This window comes from Pseudomonas sp. FEN, assembly GCF_904067045.1.
Classification (GTDB): Bacteria; Pseudomonadota; Gammaproteobacteria; order Pseudomonadales; family Pseudomonadaceae; genus Aquipseudomonas.
Genome location: NZ_CAJFDC010000010.1, coordinates 240,531 through 254,838 on the forward strand (window position 1 = coordinate 240,531; position 14,308 = coordinate 254,838).

General features: G+C 62.5%; 10 protein-coding genes. 6 read left to right on the forward strand and 4 right to left on the reverse strand.

Annotation, left to right across the window (positions count from 1 at the left end):
- Nucleotides 1-168: 168 nt before the first annotated feature.
- The gene (locus PFEN_RS09800) at nucleotides 169-1,083 is read left to right on the forward strand and encodes a universal stress protein (RefSeq protein ID WP_191486642.1); all 915 of its coding nucleotides are present in this window, start codon (nucleotides 169-171) and stop codon (nucleotides 1,081-1,083) included.
- Between the two features lie 52 nt (nucleotides 1,084-1,135).
- On the opposite strand, the gene PFEN_RS09805 is transcribed toward PFEN_RS09800, so the two are convergent.
- Together PFEN_RS09805 and PFEN_RS09810 are read right to left on the reverse strand one after the other, a co-directional pair.
- On the reverse strand, nucleotides 1,136-1,705 hold the full coding sequence (locus tag PFEN_RS09805) for a GNAT family N-acetyltransferase (protein WP_191486643.1): 570 nt from the start codon (nucleotides 1,703-1,705) through the stop codon (nucleotides 1,136-1,138).
- Nucleotides 1,706-1,884: 179 nt separating this feature from the next.
- Nucleotides 1,885-2,643, reverse strand: coding sequence for a cyclic nucleotide-binding domain-containing protein (locus tag PFEN_RS09810; protein WP_191486644.1), 759 nt, complete (start codon nucleotides 2,641-2,643; stop codon nucleotides 1,885-1,887).
- A gap of 179 nt (nucleotides 2,644-2,822) precedes the next feature.
- Between PFEN_RS09810 and PFEN_RS09815 the strand changes: the two genes are divergently transcribed.
- On the forward strand, nucleotides 2,823-3,725 hold the full coding sequence (locus PFEN_RS09815; RefSeq protein WP_191486645.1) for a universal stress protein: 903 nt from the start codon (nucleotides 2,823-2,825) through the stop codon (nucleotides 3,723-3,725).
- Nucleotides 3,726-3,771: 46 nt separating this feature from the next.
- On the opposite strand, the gene PFEN_RS09820 is transcribed toward PFEN_RS09815, so the two are convergent.
- The gene (locus tag PFEN_RS09820; protein ID WP_191486646.1) at nucleotides 3,772-4,845 is read right to left on the reverse strand and encodes an NAD(P)-dependent alcohol dehydrogenase; all 1,074 of its coding nucleotides are present in this window, start codon (nucleotides 4,843-4,845) and stop codon (nucleotides 3,772-3,774) included.
- A gap of 283 nt (nucleotides 4,846-5,128) precedes the next feature.
- Between PFEN_RS09820 and PFEN_RS09825 the strand changes: the two genes are divergently transcribed.
- Nucleotides 5,129-6,049, forward strand: a complete 921-nt coding sequence (locus PFEN_RS09825; protein WP_191486647.1) for a universal stress protein — start codon at nucleotides 5,129-5,131, stop codon at nucleotides 6,047-6,049.
- 59 nt (nucleotides 6,050-6,108) lie between these two features.
- Nucleotides 6,109-6,996: a universal stress protein gene (locus PFEN_RS09830; protein WP_191486648.1), complete on the forward strand. Its 888-nt coding sequence runs from the start codon at nucleotides 6,109-6,111 to the stop codon at nucleotides 6,994-6,996.
- Nucleotides 6,997-7,082: 86 nt separating this feature from the next.
- Here PFEN_RS09830 and PFEN_RS09835 read toward each other — a convergent pair whose 3' ends face one another.
- Nucleotides 7,083-8,558: a basic amino acid/polyamine antiporter gene (locus tag PFEN_RS09835; protein ID WP_191486649.1), complete on the reverse strand. Its 1,476-nt coding sequence runs from the start codon at nucleotides 8,556-8,558 to the stop codon at nucleotides 7,083-7,085.
- A gap of 265 nt (nucleotides 8,559-8,823) precedes the next feature.
- Here PFEN_RS09835 and PFEN_RS09840 point away from each other — a divergent pair, with 265 nt between their 5' ends.
- Both PFEN_RS09840 and PFEN_RS09845 read left to right on the forward strand, forming a co-directional pair.
- Entirely contained in the window at nucleotides 8,824-9,315 is a 492-nt protein-coding gene (locus PFEN_RS09840) for a GNAT family N-acetyltransferase (protein WP_191486650.1), read from the forward strand.
- 257 nt (nucleotides 9,316-9,572) lie between these two features.
- Nucleotides 9,573-14,303, forward strand: coding sequence for a dermonecrotic toxin domain-containing protein (locus PFEN_RS09845; RefSeq protein ID WP_191486651.1), 4,731 nt, complete (start codon nucleotides 9,573-9,575; stop codon nucleotides 14,301-14,303).
- The last annotated feature ends 5 nt before the right edge of the window (nucleotides 14,304-14,308 follow it).

A 14,308-nucleotide genomic window follows, 5' to 3' on the forward strand; every position in this document is an offset into this window, starting at 1 on the left:
TTCGCCTCGCCTCGCCGCTGAGTCCGCTTTGACGTAAATCAAACCGCTAGGGCCGGGGCGCTCCATCATGACCACAATGTCTCGATCTGCCGATAACGGCGAGATTTGCCGAGTGGTATTCAACCAGTGCCACTAGCGGCCGGGAGCCTGTTGCCCCAGAGGTGCGCCATGTCCGACTACCAACGTATTCTTTTGCTCGCGCCACCTGCGATGAGCCACAGTCCCGCCTTCGATCGGGCCACCGAGCTGGCCCTGTCTTGCGGGGCCGCCCTGCATATCCTGGCTTTCGACTATGTACCGACCCTTGACGTGGCCACGCTGTTCGATCAGAAGGCCATGACCCAGGCCCGCGAGGGTTATCTGGAACTGCATCGCCGCTGGCTGCACCAGGAGACCGATCACCTGCGGGGCCGGGGTCTGGATGTGAGCTGCAATATCTTCTGGTGCCAGCATCCATTGCAGTCGATCGTCGAGTACATTCGTGACCTGAACATCGATCTGCTGATCAAGGATGTCCACTTGGAACCGGGGCTCAAGCGCCTGTTCGCCACGCCACTGGACTGGCAGTTGTTGCGCGATAGTCCGGTCCCCGTGCACCTGGTGGCGGGTCACAGCCAACCGTTGCCGCGCCATGTGCTGGTGGCGGTGGATTTAGGTGGGGAGCAGGCCGAAGAGCGTTTCAACGACAGGCTGGTCCAGGCCGGGCAGGCGTTTGCCCGGCAATGCGCGGCGACGTTCAGTCTGGTGCATGTGCATGATAAGTCCCGTTCCTATATCCACGAGATGGGTTGGGGCACCTTGCCGATGGCCGAGGGCCTGGAAATGGCCAGCCGTGCCAATGAGCAGCAGGGATTCAAGGCCCTGGCGGAGCGCAACGGGGTCGAGAAAAACCAGCGGCATTTCCTCACGGGGCCGGTTATCGAGGCCCTCGGCAGTTTCGTCGAGCACAACGCGGTGGATGTGCTGGTGATGGGTACCCGCCATTCCCACGGCCTGGACAGCATCCTCGGCAGCACGGCGGAAAATATCCTCTATCGCAGTGCTTGCAGCCTGTTGGCCCTGCGCCCGGCACGTCTTGTCTGAAGAAGTGTCTGGCGAGGACCGCGCGCAACGGTCCTCGCCAAGGGGGAAGTGATCAGGCTTGCAACGACAGCCGGTGAATGACCTGGGTTGCATCGTCGGGATCGCGTTCGCGACTGAAGTGCAGGTCGTCGGCCAGTTGGCGCATGTGTACGTTGGAAGCACTGTCGATGGAGTACATCTGGGTAAAGTGATTTTGGCGTGCCGCTTCGATCAGGTGCTTCATCAGGATCGCGCCCAGGCCACGATGCTGCCAGTCATCGGCGACAGTAATGGCACATTCGCATTCGTGCTCGGCGCCCGAGGCGGCATAGCGGCTGATCCCCACTTCGCGCAACTCACCATTGTCATGGGCCAGGGCCACATAGGCCACGCGATTGTGGGTATCGACATTCATCAACTGGTTCATCAGGACCGGGCTGGGATCGACGATCTCGCCCAGGAAGCGCTGGTGGCGCGATTCCGGGGACAGGCGCTGGATAAAGGCCTTTTCCCGCTCGCGGTCTTCGGCCCGCAGTGGCCTGATCAGGACATGGGTACCGTCCTGCAGGGCTTCGATCCAGTGTTCGCCTGTCACGGAGGAAAAGTCAGGCAGGTTCAACGGGGGGGTATTGAGGTCGGGCATGATCAGAACTCCTCGAACGGGTAAGGTCGTGGGCCGGTATCGGTGTTCTGTTTCTACGCCGTGGTGGGTGTTCGCGCTTGATTCAAATCAAAGACCGGCACAACTCACGAGGTGTCGGTCGGTATGGCAAAAAGCGGCATGGCCGCTTTCGCAACCTGGGGCATTCGACAAGCGCCGGGTTACAGCGGATTGCCATGTTGGCCGCAACCGGCAATCAGCGCCTTCAAGCCGATCGGGTCAAGGATCTTCACTTCCCGCGCGTGGACTTCCAGCAGGTTCAACTCCCGCAGCCGGGCGATCCCGCGGCTGATGGTTTCCAGGCGCAGGCCCAGGTAGGAGCCGATCTCTTCGCGACGCATTCTCAGGATAAAGTTGAACGGCGAGTAACCGCGCAGGGACAAGCGTTGCGAGAGATTGAGGAAAAACGCCGCCAGACGCTCATCCGAGTTCATATTGCCCATCATCAACAGCAGGCTGTGGTCCCTGACGATTTCCCGGCTCATCAGTAGTTTGTTCAGATTGTGCTGCAAGGAGGGCAGGTCCCGGGACAAACGCTCCAGTTGGGAGAAATGGATCGGACAGACTTCGCTGTCCTCCAGCGCCACGGCATTGCAGGCGTGGCGATCTTCGCTGATGGCATCCATGCCGAGCATTTCCCCGGTCATCTGAAAGCCGGTGACCTGCTCGCGGCCATCCTCCGAGGTCAGGGTGGTCTTGAAAAAGCCCAGGCGCACCGCGTACAGGGCATGCAAGGGGTCGCCCTGACGGTAGAGCGTGTTGCCTTTCTTGATCTTCACGCGCTGCACGATCAGATCGTCCAGGCGTTTGACTTCAGTGTCGTTCAAGCCCAGGGGCAGGCACAGTTCCAATACGCTGCAATTGGCACAGGCGGACTTCAGGCCCAGGGGCTTGAGTTTGAGAGTGTCGCAATCGTTCATTTTGAAACCTCTGTATCCGGAGGGGGGCGTCCGTCCCGGGTTAATACCGATACAAAGACACTCTGCTTTGGGTCAGCGTAACAGGTGTAGTCGGTTGCTTGAGATAAATCAAGCGCCTGGCTTGTGAATGGGGTAAGTAAATCCGTGGAGTATCTTCATTCCGCCTCGGAGCCCCTGCCATGAGCGACTATCAACGCATTCTGCTGATTACCGATACCCACTGCCGGGCGACCCCCGCCCTGCATCGCGCGGCAACGCTGGCGCGCGCCTGCAAAGCGGGAGTGCATCTGGTGCTCTTCGACTTTGTCGAGGCCATCGCGGCGATGACCCTGTTCAACCACGGTGCCGGAACCCTGGCCCGAGAGGGCTTTCTGGACAAGAAACGCGAAAAACTTGCCGAACTGGCGCAGAGCCTCACCAATCAGGGGCTGGAGGTGAGCTACGACGTGGTCTGGTCGCAACATCCGCATGCGGCCATTCGCGACTATGTCAAGGACATCGAGGTCGACCTGGTGGTCAAGGATATGCGGGTCGAGTCACAGCTCAAGTGCGCGCTGATCGGCCCCACCGACTGGCATCTGGTACGTCAGTGCAGCAAACCGGTCATGTTGGTCCGGCACGATGCGCCGGCGCGGCCGAAGAATTTCGTCGCGGCGGTAGCCCTGGAGAATGTCGGCGACGGCGAAACCACGCGCGACGACCAGGTGATTCGCCTGGCCAGCGAACTGGCGATGATCTGCGACGCGGACCTGGAACTGCTGCATGCCTGCGATATTCTCGCCGGTTATGAGTTGATGCAGGAGTATCCATGGGATTCGGATGCGGCGGCGGCCCTGCAGAAATTGCGCAGCCAGGCCTTCGATGACTTGGCCAGCCGCCATCAGGTGCCGGGTCGACGCCGCCATTTCCTGCTCGGGCAGGCGATCCAGCGGGTGGAGGAGTTCGTCCGCGAACGGGAAGTGGATACCTTGGTCATTGGCCGCTCCCAGGCCGATGCCTTTCCCTGGCTGGGCAGTTTTGCCGAGTCGCTGCTGTCGCAGCCGCCTTGTTCGGTGTTGACCCTGGGTACCGACTCGATCTGAGTCCCGCGCCGTCGACCGGAGTGATCCGGTCGACGGGCGTCGCCGTTCATGGCGTGATCGACACTTTCATGACCCCGTCGCGCTGGTGGGCGAACAGCTCATAGGCGGCTTCGATATCGTCCAGTTTGAAACGGTGGGTGACCAGCGGCTTGAGGTCGACGCTACCGGCGGCGACCACGGCCATGAGTCGGCGCATGCGTTCCTTGCCGCCGGGGCAGAGGGTGGTGATGATCTGTTTGTCGCCCAGCCCGGCGCTGAAGGCATCCAGCGGAATCCGCAGGTCGGAGGAGTAGACCCCGAGGCTGGAGAGGCAGCCGCCCGGACGCAGGACGCGCAGGGCGGACTCGAACGTGGTCTGGGTGCCCAGGGCCTCGATGGCGGCGTCGACACCCCGGCCGCCGGTCAGCGCCATGATCTGCTCGACCGGATCGCCCTGGGTGAAGTCGACGATATGGGTTGCGCCCAGGCGCCGCGCCATGTCCTGGCGGGCCTTGATCGAGTCGACACCGATGATGGTACTTGCCCCTTTGAGCTTGGCCCCGGCCACCGCGCACAGGCCGATCGGGCCGAGGGCGAAGACCACCACGCAGTCGCCGATCTGGATCCCGGCTCGTTCGGCGCCGCTGAAACCGGTGGACATGATGTCGGGACACATCAGTACTTCCTCGTCGCTCAGAGCGTCCGGTACCGGGCTGAGGTTGACCATGGCATCGGGTACCCGCAGGTACTCGGCCTGGCAGCCATCGATCAGGTTGCCGAACTTCCAGCCACCGCTGGCCTTGAACCCGTGGGGGGTATCCGGGCCGTCCTGGGACGAGCAGCCGCACAGGCAGGCGTAACTGTGGCCGCTGGGAGTGATGGCGCCGGCGATGACCCGTTGGCCCTCATGGAAACCGCTGACCGCCGAGCCGAGCTTTTCGATGATGCCCACCGGTTCATGGCCGATGATCAGCCCCGGCGCCACCGGGTATTCGCCCTTGAGGATATGCACGTCGGTGCCGCAGATCGTGGTGGTGGTGATACGGATCAGCGCGTCCAGGGGGCCGATGTCCGGGATGGGCTTGTCCTGTAGCACGATCCGGTTTTTTTCGACGAATACCGCCGCTTTCATCATCGTCATGATTTCACTCTCCATGGCAGGATCGGGTGGGAGGTCCATGCTGCGACAACGCGCTTGTCGCGGTTTGACCCAGATCAAACCGAGGTCGCCCAGGGGTGGTGGCCATCGCTGTCGGCGGCGCGGACAAGCCGTCGCTACTTGATGTAAATCAAGGCCCTGTCGGCCGGGCGTCGCAGAATCGAGGATGACCGATTCTCTTCGGGTGGACACCTTCAATCCTTGCCTTGTGAAGTCGTCGCCCGCTACCCGGCGCGCTCGACAGGGCGTGCCTTGGAGGTGTTCCTTGTCTTCACGTCCACGCTTGCTGTTGGTTGCCCCCGCCGAAATGACCCACAGCCCGGCCTTCGACCGGGCCCTGGCGCTGGCCAAGGCGATGGATGCTTCGCTGAGCCTGGTGGCCTTCGTCTATCTCGATGTGTTGCATCAACTTGATCTGCTCGAAACCGATCAACGCGAGGAGATTCGCGAGGTATATCTGCAGCGTTATCGCCAGTGGCTGGAGCAGGAGGCGCAGGCCATGCGCGACGAAGGGGTCGAAGTGACGACCGAGGTCAAGTGGGACCTGCCGTCGTTGAATGCGTTGTCCAGTTACGTGCGTTCGCAGCATCCCGACCTGCTGATCAAGGATGCCCACCAGGAGTCGGCCCTCAAGCGGATTTTCTTCACCCCACTGGACTGGCGCCTGCTCTGCGACAGCCGGGCGCCGATCCATCTGGTCACCGCCCAGGGCATGCCCGCGCCACGCAAGGTGCTGGCCTGCGTCGACGTGCTGCGCGACGACGTCGCGACGCGCGAGCTCAACGACCGGATCATCGACCAGGCGGCCCGCTTCGCCACGCACTGCAAATGCCCGTTGCATCTGTTGGGGGTCTATGACTGGACGGCCTTGTATGTCGCCGATATCGGGATCGGCAAGGTGCCGGTTTCGGTCAGTCCCAGCTATGACGAGCGCAAGCTCAAATTCCTGCACCTGGCTGACAAACATGCCCTGCACAAGGACAACCGGCATTTCATTGTCGGTACCCCGACAAAGACCATCGTCGAGTTTGTTGGCCAGGATGTCTTTGACGTGCTGGTCATCGGCACCGTTACCCACCGTTCGTTCAACAAGCTGTTGGGCAGCACGACCGAGAGCCTGTTGTATCAACCCCCGTGCAGCCTGCTGGTGATCAAGCCCGCCGAACTGCCGGATTTCGCCCAGTAGATCGATGCACAACGAGCGGCGGTCCGGCGCTCCGCACATCTTGTCCGTAGAGGTATGTCATGAGTCAATACCAGCGTCTGCTGCTCATCACCGATCAGCACCTGCCCCATTCTCCGGCTGTCAAGCGTGCCGCCGCCCTGGCGGCCGCCAGTGGCGCGGCCTTGCATATCACCGCGCTGGTCCAGCCACCGCCGCGCATTCACCTGATTGAGTCGGGCATGGATGAACAGGCCCGCGCCGCGTACATGGATAAATACCGGATCTGGCTGGAAGGGGCGACCGAAAGCTTGCGCGGCAGAGGCTTGCAATTGACCATCGAAGCGCTCTGGAGCACCCGTCCATTGCGCGACATCCTGATCCATGCCCGTGAGATCAAACCCGACCTGCTGATCAAGGATGTCTACCTGGAGCCACTGCTCAGGCGGGTTTTCACCACGCCGCTGGATTGGCAACTGCTGCAGGAAAGCCCGGTGCCAGTGCACCTGGTCAACCATGTCACCTCGGCGTTGCCGCGACGGATAGTGGCGGCCGTCGATACTTCCACCGGGGACGAGGGCATCACCGAGTTCAATCGCAAGATCATCCGCGAGGCCGAGGCCATGGCGCTGCAATGCGACGCCGAACTGCACTTGCTGTATGCCTACGACCTGTCGCCGGCGTTCATGGCCGATCCCAGTGTCACGGTGGTCTGGCTCGATGAGCTGCGTGCCGCCTTGCTCGAGCCTTTCGCCAGGCTGGCGGACGACTATGGCGTGCCGGCCGATCGCCGGCATTTCCTGATGGGCTCGCCGGTGGGGGTGATCGCCGATTATGTCCAGGACAATGCGATTGATGTGGTGGTGATGGGCTCGGTCCAGCCCAAGGGGCTGGGCAAGCTGATTGGCGATACCACCGAGCGGACCCTGCAGATTCCCGAATGCAGCGTGCTGACGGTCAAGCCCGACTGAGTCGCGGCTTCTCAGATGAGGCCCATTGAAAAGCCCCTTGGCGCTCACCGCCAAGGGGCTTTTTCATGACACCACGCCAAGGCGTGTCAGAGGCTCAGCAGACCCTGCCAGAGCATCCAGGCGGCCACTGCGGCAGCCAGCCAGATCAGTGCCAGCAGGCCCTTGGCGAAGCCATTGAGTGGCTTGCGCTGCGGGGTCATCAGGTAGATCAACGAGCCGGGAGCGTAGAGCAGGGCACTGAGCAGCAGGTACTTGGGACCGGCCGCGTACAGCAACCAGAAGCAGTAGACGCTGGCCACCAGCGAGATCGCCAGGTCGCGGGCACCCAGGCTGGCGTGCCCGTCATGGGCACGTTCCTGCCAGCTGACCTTGAGCGCGTAGAGGCCGCTGAACAGATAGGGCAGCAGGATCATCGAGGTCGCCAGGGAAATCAGTGCCAGGTAGGTGGCGTTCGAATACAGTGTGAGGATCAGGAACAGCTGGATGCAACCGTTGGTGACCCAGAGGGCATTGGCCGGTACGCCCTGGCTGTTTTCCTTGGCCAGGACCGCCGGCATCACGCTGGCCTTGGCCGGACTGAACAAGGATTCAGCCGAGAGCAGAGTCCAGGCCAGCAGCGCGCCGCCCACGGAAACCATCAGGCCCAGGCTGATCATCATGGCGCCCCAGGGACCGGCCGCCGCTTGCAATACCCCGGCGGTCGAGGGGTTTTTCATCGCCGCCAGTTCGGGCTGGCCGAGGATGCCCAACGACAGCAGCGAGACCGAAATCAGCAACAACAGGGTAATGGCGAAACCAATGATGGTGGCTCGTCCGACGTTGACCCGTTCCGCCGCCCGGGCCGAATAGACATTGGCGCCTTCGATACCGATAAAGACCCAGACGGTCACCAGCATGGTGCTCTTGACCTGGTCCAGGATCGAGCCGAGGGCCGGGGCGCCCCAGAAACCGGCGACGAAGGTATCGCGATGGAAGGCGGCGGCGGCGACGCCGATGAATACCAGGATGGGCACGATCTTGGCGACGGTGGTGATGGCATTGGCCCGTGCCGCGGTACGTACACCCCGCAGGATCATGAAATGCATGGCCCAGAGCAGTAGCGAGGCGGCAATGATCGCCACCTTGTTGTTACCCTCGCCGAAGGCCGGGAAAAAATAGCTGGCGGCGGCGAACAGGATGACCAGGTAGCCGACGTTACCGATCCAGGCACTGATCCAGTAGCCCCAGGCCGAGTTGAAGCCGACGAAGTCGCCGCCCAGGGCCTTGGCGTAAGCGAAGACGCCATTGTCCAGCTCCGGTTTGCGGTCGGAGAGCATCTGGTAGACCAGGGCCAGGGACAGCATGCCGATCCCGGTGACCAGCCAGCCGATCAGGATCGCGCCGGCACCGGCACCAGCCGCCATGTTCTGTGGCAGGCTGTAGGCACCGCTGCCGATAATGGAACCGACCACCAGGGCGATCAGCAGGCTCAGGGACAAGCGGGCCGACTGCGCGACGCTCGTCGGCTTCGTTGACGGCGCGGTCGCGCCGGGGGATGAACGCTGTTGCAAGGGCGTTGCCATGATGACATCTCCATGATCGTAACTGAACGGGACGTCCGAGTGCACCGATCAGCAACGGCGCCTCGGTCTGAACGCATGGAGTAAATGTCTGCCCAAGCGGGCCCGAAGCTGTTGATCTTTATCAAGGCTTGAATGGATAGGTATCGCGCTATCGCGCAGCGGAGCCAGGTGCATGAATTTTCTTTCGTTTCCCCGCTCCGGCATGCTTATTATCCACGTACTGAAATTCAATCGATCCTGATCGATGCATTCTTCGAGGACAGACATGGACGTTGCAGACGTACTGGTATTGCAAGCGAGTTACACCAATCCGGTTCACGCCGAGGCGATTGCGCAGGTGCTCAATCACTATGCCGAAGACCCCATGGGCGGTGGCCGGAGCCTGGCCCCGGATGTGCTGCGGCAGTTGCCCGGGGAGTTGGCCAAACGGCCCCACGCCTTCAGCGTGCTGGCGTTTGTCGGTGGCGAGCCGGCCGGGCTGGTGAACTGCTTCGAAGGCTTTTCGACCTTTGCCTGCCGCCCCCTGGTGAACGTGCATGACGTCGTGGTGATGAGCCGGTTTCGCGGCCTGGGGCTGAGCCAGAAGATGCTGCAGAAGGTCGAGGACATCGCCCGCCAGCGCGGCTGCTGCAAGATCACCCTGGAGGTGCTTGAGGGCAACGCGGTGGCCCAGGGCTCGTACCGCAAGTTTGGTTTCAGCGGTGCGCAGCTCGATCCGGAGCACGGCCAGATGCTGTTCTGGAACAAGTCTCTCTAGTTCCACCGCAGCGCGCACTCGCGGTGCCCAGTAGCGCCTTCTGCCGACAGAGGGCCTATTTATCTACCGCACACGACATTTGCCTGGAGGGTTGAATCCTTCAGGAGTCGTGGCCGGCAAAACAATGCGTCAGGTGACGACTCGTTCCTATCACTCGAACGAGAACGTCATCCATGCCAACGCAGTCGCCGCTTCCAGATCAGCCAACGACAGACCCGACTCCGCTCGCGAAAGCGCTGTTCGCGACGGCTCCCACTTTGCTCTCGGTTGCCACGCCGCTGGTCCAGGGCGTGCTGGACCAGGACTATGCGAATTTCGAGCTGTCGGCCGAGCGGGTGTGTCTCGCCGTGCCTTACTGGTCATTGGCGCAGGGCATCGACGGCGCTCCGGCGGGGCACAATTACTACCACCTCGGTGAAGTGCTGGTTGAGCGCTTCGCCTTGGGCGCGGGCGTTTTCAGGGGCTCCACGAGCCCGCGCTGGGACACGCATAACCTGCTCTGGCGCGAGCGGCCAGCGATGGCGAAGAAACCCTTGGCGATTGATCTCGACGAGTTGCTCAAACGCCTGGATCAGGCCGCGCGGTCGCTGCTGGACAACTTCAAGCAGCAACTGATCGAGACCTGGAATGAGTCGCCACAAGGGCATGGCCCGAGTCGTTGGGCGCGGCTGGCTGCCGCGATTGGCAGCTTGCTCGTGCCGGGGCGCACACCGGTTCCGGGAGGACGCCCCGACCTGAGTCGCCTGCCGTTCTATATGGGTTATGGGGCTGGCGATGCGGACGGCGATCTGTCGAGACTGGATATCCGTGCCTACGAGATCCGTGTCTTCAGCGTGGATGCCCAGGGCCAACGTTACCCGGAGCTGTTTCCGGTGATCAGCTTTACCCGTTATGAACAGAATAACCCGCTGCCTTACCCCATCTATTTCCATCCAGGAGAAGGCGGTCTGCGCATGGGCAAGGAGGAGGATGCCGCACTGGTCGCGATGCTGATCGGCGCCCGAACGGCCGAGCGCAACCTGGAAATCAGAGAGACCTGTATCTGGCGCTGGGGGCAGTCCGCCGAGGTCATCGGCGAAAACCTGGTCAAGGGCTTGCTGGAGTATCAGTTGCAGGCGCTGGGTAGACTTGAGCCAGGCTGTTGGCAAGGCCGGGCCGATCTTCAGCGGCGGGTCGCGCAGATCACCGATCCTGGTCACTGGCTCGCCGTGCCCGCCAGGACCTACGACACCACGCGCTTCCAGATGATCCAGCGAGAGCGCTGCGGCACGGCGGTTCTGGGCTTGACCAGCGACTCGTTGCCGGATTGGCTGTTGACGGCAACCCTCACGGATCGCTTGACCTACAGTGCTCTGCTGACTGAGCTGGCGCGCGCGCAATGCCAGTCGCAAGGGCGGCATTATCTCGACGATATCGGTACCTTGAACCAGTTTGCCGCACGCCGCCTGCGCCGCCTGATGCGCGAGGATCATCCGCAAGTCTTGGGGGTTGCCGACCCCGACGATATTTATCTGGAACTCGACAAGACGACCGCGCTGCCGGTCCCCGTTGCCGGGGGCGCGGGCGGCGCGTTGGGGACGGTTGAAACGGTGCGGATGAGCCTGACGGAGTTTGCCCTGGAGAATCTTGGTGGCTTTCGGCATGTGAGGATGGCGCTCAGTATTCGCCGTCGCGATCTCGACGCGCCGGTTGCGCAATGGTTGACCGCGGACTACGTCAAGGACCTGGTGACTCGCGCGGATATCGGCCAGGTGTACCCCGACCTGTTGAAAAACCGGCTGCTCGGCGATGGCGTCGAGGCTCGGCGTCGTGAGGCTTTGTTCGTCGCGCAGTTACGCGTGAGTTTGCCGCTCCAGGCCCTGGAACTGAAGATCAAGGGCGCGTCGGGGTTCACCGCCAGCGGTGTTCGCTACTTGCAGGCCCTGGTCCGCCCGTTGGCCGCCGAGCGCTTCGTCGATGGCATGGAAATCGTCCTGCGTCCCCTGGCGTTCAAGGCCAAGACCGACTGGCGGGCTGACGCGGTGCTGGCGATGTTCCTGATCGGGCCACGGGATATGAGCCTCGGGCCGCTGATTCTGTATCGGCCCTTGTGCTTGCAACAGCCGTTGCAACAGTTTGAGAATTGTCAGGCGCTGCTCGCGGCAATCCGCCAGTCCGGCGATCTGCAGCGCGGTGTGCTGACCTGGATGAACGAGCCGGCGCGTGCTCGTTATGCACGGGGAGGCTTCGCCGCGCCGCATATCCAGGCGTTCCTGCCGGGAGACGAGTTCGCCCCCGAGCCGCCCAAGCCCGATCCCGCGACGCTCGCCGAGGACATCGTCAAGGGCGACTATCTGCCGGCAATCTTCGGGGCCACGGTCAAGGCCCTGGTCGATCAAGCCGACCGGCAGTCGGTGTCGAATGTCGAGCAACGTTGGGCGGACTGGAAGGAGGGGGCCTGGCTGATACTGCTGAGCATCACCCAGTTGCCGTTTGCCGGGATCTTGCCGTCTGTCGGGCGCCTGGTGGAGGTATTGAGCTGGCTGGTGGTGGTGAAGATCGCCCATGACGACCTGCGGGCCCTGGGCAGCGACAATCAACGGCAACAGTCGGCCGCCGCCGCGGACCTGTTGTTCAATCTTGCGACCCTGCTGTTGCACTATCGTGTCGCGGGCCAGCCCGGCCCTGTCGTACCGCACACGCTTGAGCCCCAGCCACCCGGGCGGGTATTGCCCTCGCCGAGCGTTGTCCGGGCGTCCGACCTGCCCCGTCCCGTGCTGGGTCGCTGGTCGGTGCCAGGCTGGCCGCTCCCCGATGCGCTGATGCGGCGGATTCGTGGTTATCGCCTGCGGACGTTCGACAAGCCGGCATCGGCCTTGGCGGAGCTGGGCCGCGTGGCAGCCTTCGGACCGGCCCGGGGATTGGTCCATATCCATGCGGACGGGCGGGGGAAATGGTGTGCGCTGATCCAGGGCGATCTGTATGAGGTGGCATGGGAAGCCGAGGGCGAGGGCATTCGTGTGGTCGACCCTGTCGGCAATGCCGGTCCCTGGGTACGCCACGATGGGGAGGGGCGCTGGAGCCTGGATCTGCGCTTGCGCGGAGGTGCTCCGAAGCGGGCCCCGGCGGTTGTGCCGGCGGGTGTCTCGCAGCAGATCGGCGCGGACTACGCGAAGCTGTATGAACTCGATGCTCAAGCCAAACAAAGCGAAGCCTCGATCCACGGCAGTATGCGGCGCTGGAAGCTGGCGAGTGAAGGCGAGACGGGCAAACGGGTGACCTATGAGCGGCGCACCGAATTGCATGACGAGTTGAGCGCATTACTGGAAAAGCGTCTGGAGAACTATCTGCAACAGTTGGCGTTGATCGACAAGTTGAAGGACCAGACCCGGGTCGGAGCGCAGATCCCGGTCATTGCCCTGCAAAATGCGGTGCTCGACCTGCAAGCCTTGACCCATGCGCAACGAACCTGGTTGTTGGAACGGTTCGCTCAGTCCCATGCCGGATTTTCCGAACTGCCCGAGGCGCAGCGGGATGTCACCTGGCTGCAAACCGAATGGGAGCGTGATGCCAGGAGTACGGACAAAATGGTCGAATGGTCTTCCATGCAAAAGGACCTGCTCGCCCGGCTGGAGAAGATACGCGATGGGCGCGAGGAGTACCGGAAGGTCATGGCAACCGTCGGCCTGGGCTCCATTGCGGTGGAAGTGCGGGTATGGAAGATTGCACAGCTTAAAAACCGTTTCATCCTGACCGAAATAACCTCCCAGGACGTCGGCCGGGAGATGTTCAACGCGACCTGGGAGCAGTTCGAACGCCTGCATCTGTCTTACTACTCGTCGCTCGATGCCCTTGAGGAAAGCGAGTTGTCCACGGCCGAACGCATCAGTCTTTTGGAGTCGGTCGTCGAGCAATCCAGTGAGCTTCAACAAAAGCTCGAATTCTGGTCGGCGAGTCTCGAGAGCCGTCAGCGCGCCACGGAGCAACTGGACGAGTTGCTCAAGACGCTGAAGACGCTTGAGCAGGAAACCGAGGAAGATCTGCGCCGGCTGCTGGGCAGCGATGACTGGGAGTTGCCGCCCTTGCCGGTTGCCCGGCCCGCGGTCAAGAAAACCAGGAGAAAAATCATTCGCACTCGCCAGCAACAGGTGCTGTCCGGCGAAGTCAGGCCAGCGACATCGGCGGAGGGCGAGGAGACGGTGCAGGTCACCGATGGCTATGGCCAGGTGATCGAGAGATTTCGCCAGAACAGCGGGGACGGGCTCTGGGACAAGGTCGATGCCGCCGAAAAGCTCGCCAGGCCCGCCGTGGTCAGGCCCGCGGTCGGGCTGGAAAAACGGGTGGCCGCCGCACGCCTGTGGCTCGACGACGAGTCATCGATCATCGAGCGGGTCATGAGTCAGGTTGGCCGCTCGAATGCGCCTCGGGCGCAAGAGGATATCCTGCGCATACGCGCCGAGATGATGGAGAACCAGGCTACGGAGATCGACAGGGTTCTGGCTATTGCACAAACGCCGGCGCGTAATCCGGATCGAGTGAAAAATGCCCGGGCGGTAGCCCAGCAACTGCGCGAGGCGTCGCCCAGGCTGAAGCTGGCCGGGCAACGCGCGCGCATCGCCGCGATCAAGGCCAACCCGCCGGAAATGTCGCGCATCGACTATCTGCTGGAGCAGGGCGAAGTGACGATCCGCAAGGAAGGCGAGCGAATCCGGCTTGGCAAGAAGGACTTTCTGCAAGAGTACGCGCTGCTCGACAAGACCGCTAAGCCGCTGTGGTACGCCCATTTTCATTACTCGACCGCGACGACGGCGGATTCGGCCTTCGAGGCCGCTCACCTGAAAACCGTCGAGCAGCGCAAGATCGGTGGCCAATACCAGTTGCTGGAGCAGGAAAGGGCGTTCAAGAAGATCCAGACGGGGCGGGGTGGCAACGCCCGCCTGGCGCTGCAGATTCATCGCAGCGTGATCGATCCGGCTTCGGCGCAGAAGCACTTTCTCCAGGTCCGGTGAAGCCC

What these genes read in the sequence shown, in the direction of transcription:
- PFEN_RS09800 (WP_191486642.1), top strand. Translation starts at nt 169, where the DNA reads ATGTCCGACTACCAACGTATTCTTTTGCTCGCGCCACCTGCGATGAGC.
- PFEN_RS09805 (WP_191486643.1), bottom strand. Translation starts at nt 1,705, where the DNA reads ATGCCCGACCTCAATACCCCCCCGTTGAACCTGCCTGACTTTTCCTCC.
- PFEN_RS09810 (WP_191486644.1), bottom strand. Translation starts at nt 2,643, where the DNA reads ATGAACGATTGCGACACTCTCAAACTCAAGCCCCTGGGCCTGAAGTCC.
- PFEN_RS09815 (WP_191486645.1), top strand. Translation starts at nt 2,823, where the DNA reads ATGAGCGACTATCAACGCATTCTGCTGATTACCGATACCCACTGCCGG.
- PFEN_RS09820 (WP_191486646.1), bottom strand. Translation starts at nt 4,845, where the DNA reads ATGACGATGATGAAAGCGGCGGTATTCGTCGAAAAAAACCGGATCGTG.
- PFEN_RS09830 (WP_191486648.1), top strand. Translation starts at nt 6,109, where the DNA reads ATGAGTCAATACCAGCGTCTGCTGCTCATCACCGATCAGCACCTGCCC.
- PFEN_RS09835 (WP_191486649.1), bottom strand. Translation starts at nt 8,558, where the DNA reads ATGGCAACGCCCTTGCAACAGCGTTCATCCCCCGGCGCGACCGCGCCG.
- PFEN_RS09840 (WP_191486650.1), top strand. Translation starts at nt 8,824, where the DNA reads ATGGACGTTGCAGACGTACTGGTATTGCAAGCGAGTTACACCAATCCG.